Origin of the sequence: Candidatus Frankia alpina (assembly GCF_902806485.1) — a bacterium.
In the GTDB taxonomy this organism is placed as follows: Bacteria; Actinomycetota; Actinomycetes; order Frankiales; family Frankiaceae; genus Frankia; species Frankia alpina.
On record NZ_CADCWT010000423.1, the window covers coordinates 1 to 2262 of the forward strand.

Consider the following 2262-nt stretch of genomic DNA (forward strand, 5'->3'; position numbering starts at 1 on the left):
CCGCCCCACCCTGCGATGACCGCGAGCAGCATGACCGTCCGCGCCCGGTAGGGTTGAGAAACATCAGCGACAAACCGGCCGGAACGACCTCCGGTGGGAATGACGCATGGGATCCGCGCGGCCGTCCCGGCGCTGCGGGCCACCGGGGGCGGGTCGATCGTCGTGACGTCGTCCGGCGCCGGGCTGCGGGGTGACCCCTACACCTGGGCCTACAACACCACGAAGGCCGCGGCGAACAACCTGGTGCGATCCGCCGCGTTGGACTACGCCTTCGAGGGCATCCGGATCAACGCCGTCGCCCCCCGGGCTCACCGAGACCCCGCGCACCGCCGGTCAGCGCGCCGATCCGGCCTTCGCCGCGGCGGTGACCCGGCGCGTCCCGCTGGGACGCTGGGCGCAGCCGGCGGAGCAGGCCGAGGTCATCTATTTCCTCTCTTCCCCGGCGGCGTCCTACATCACCGGCGCCGTGATACCGGTCGACGGCGGCCTCTCCGCCTCCAACGGAATTCTGCTGCCGCCCACCTACCACGAAGAGCCGCCGCAGTAGTCGGTCCGAAGACTGCTCAGGGAACCGAACGTCTCGAAATTTCGACCGAGAAAGGACCTGAATGAGCGTCGAGGCCAACAAGGAGATCGCGCGACGGCTTTACGAGGAGGTGGTGAACTACGGAAAGGCGGAGCTGCTGGAGACGTTCGTCGGGGACGACGGGGACGACGGGGACGACGGCACCCGCCAGCGCGCAAGCCGGTCCATCGGCCGCGCCGGTTTCCGGGAAGCGCATCGACGCCACCAGCATCAGCCTCGTCACCTTCCGAGACGGCCAGATCGTCAACTACACCGTGCTGCCGGACCGGCTCACCATCCTGCGCCAGGTCGGCGCCGTCGCCGCCTGAGCGTGACGGAGGAGACGCGACACCTCGCACCGTGACCGGGCCCGGCCGGCCGGCAACTCGGGTCACCGGTACCGGACGCGGTAGGCGACCCAGGCGGGGGCCCCGGCGGCCAGCGGCAGCCAGAATGACACCAGCCGGTAGGCCAGCGTCGACACGGCGGCCGCCGCCGCCGGCACCCCGGCGAGCGCGAGGGTTCCGATCAGCCCCGCCTCGACGAAGCCGAGACCACCAGGGGTGATAGGGATCATCGCGAGAACGTTGGCGGCGACGTAGGCGAGCAGCACCAGGGACACCCGCGGATGTTGGCCGGCCCCGGCCAGCGCCGCGAGCAGCGCAAGGTAGTCGAGCCCCCACTTGCCGGCGGCGGTCAGCACGGCCGCGGGCCAGCGCCGCCCCAGCGAGCGGATCACGTCCCGGCGGCGAACGACGAGCACGGCGGGCAAGTCCGCGGGCACTGCCCGCCGCGTCAGCCGGGCCAGCCAGGCGACCGCCCGGGCGAGCAGGCGAACCGTCGCGTCCGACCGCGCGAGGACCACTCCGACGACCACGAGTAGGGCGAACGCCAGCCCGCCGGTGGTGGCGATCGCGGTGAGCCCGGTCGGCGCCGGCTGACCGAAGGCGATCACCGGCAGGACAACCAGGGGCAGGCCGAACACGACGCCGGTGGTCACCATAGAGGTCGCGGTCAGCGCGAACCCGGCGGCCGCGGGGTCGCAGCCACCCCGGTTCAGCATGCGGAACTGCACAGCTCCGCCGACCGCGATCCCGCCCGGCACGATCCGGCTGATGCTGTTCGAGACCAGCTGCGAGATGGCCGAAAGGGGCCAGCTCAACCCGCTGATCGCGATCCGCTGAAGCTGCCAGACGCAGGCGAAGCTCGCCGCCTCCAGCAGGACCATCGCCGGATACCACAGCGGCTGGAACGCCCGCAGCCGGGGAAACGCGGAGAACACCGCGAGCAGCTGCGGCATGAGTAGGTACAGCGCCACGCCGGTCGCGGCGAGCGGGACGACCCGGCCGGCCACCCGGGCCCAGCCGAAGCCACCCGGAACGACATCGCCGGCCGAGAGCTCCGCCGAGTCATCCGGAGGTTCGCCGGCGGCGGGGCCGCTCGGGTGCCGCGGCTCCTCCGGGACCGATGGGAGCGGTTCGTCCGCCTCGGGTCCGCCCCCCGACACGGCGGCCACCTCCCCTCGAACACCACGCCGGCCCGTCCTGCGGTGCCCGCCCAACCCAGCCGGCGACCATCACGCCAGCAACCGCGTAACCATTTCGGAATGCCCCGTCACCATACGCAGCTCGCCGCCGGCGACGGGCGTGGTGTTCCCGTCCACCGCGGGACACCCCCGATCCCGCCCTACCCACGGA

Annotated in this window: 3 protein-coding genes and 1 pseudogene; 3 read left to right on the forward strand and 1 reads right to left on the reverse strand. The window is 72.3% G+C overall.

Annotation, left to right across the window (positions count from 1 at the left end; all coding sequences use genetic code 11):
* Positions 1 to 99 precede the first annotated feature (99 nt).
* From G6R25_RS32115 to G6R25_RS23550, 3 genes and pseudogenes are all read left to right on the forward strand, one after another.
* Positions 100 to 249 (forward strand): annotated as a pseudogene (locus tag G6R25_RS32115) (SDR family NAD(P)-dependent oxidoreductase); the annotation flags it as partial.
* A complete protein-coding gene (locus tag G6R25_RS29215) occupies positions 191 to 547 on the forward strand; it encodes an SDR family NAD(P)-dependent oxidoreductase (protein ID WP_268904208.1) in 357 nt (118 codons plus the stop codon). The pseudogene G6R25_RS32115 and the gene G6R25_RS29215, both read left to right, overlap by 59 nt.
* Before the next feature lie 61 nt (positions 548 to 608).
* Complete coding sequence (locus G6R25_RS23550) at positions 609 to 929, forward strand: hypothetical protein (protein WP_235949499.1); 321 nt, start codon at positions 609 to 611, stop codon at positions 927 to 929.
* Positions 930 to 956: 27 nt separating this feature from the next.
* On the opposite strand, the gene G6R25_RS23555 is transcribed toward G6R25_RS23550, so the two are convergent.
* Positions 957 to 2072, reverse strand: a complete 1116-nt coding sequence (locus G6R25_RS23555; RefSeq protein WP_235949500.1) for a lysylphosphatidylglycerol synthase transmembrane domain-containing protein — start codon at positions 2070 to 2072, stop codon at positions 957 to 959.
* Positions 2073 to 2262: the final 190 nt, after the last annotated feature.

Excerpts from the sequence above, each read along its gene's own strand:
- G6R25_RS23550 (WP_235949499.1), top strand. The coding sequence starts at position 609 with ATGAGCGTCGAGGCCAACAAGGAGATCGCGCGACGGCTTTACGAGGAG.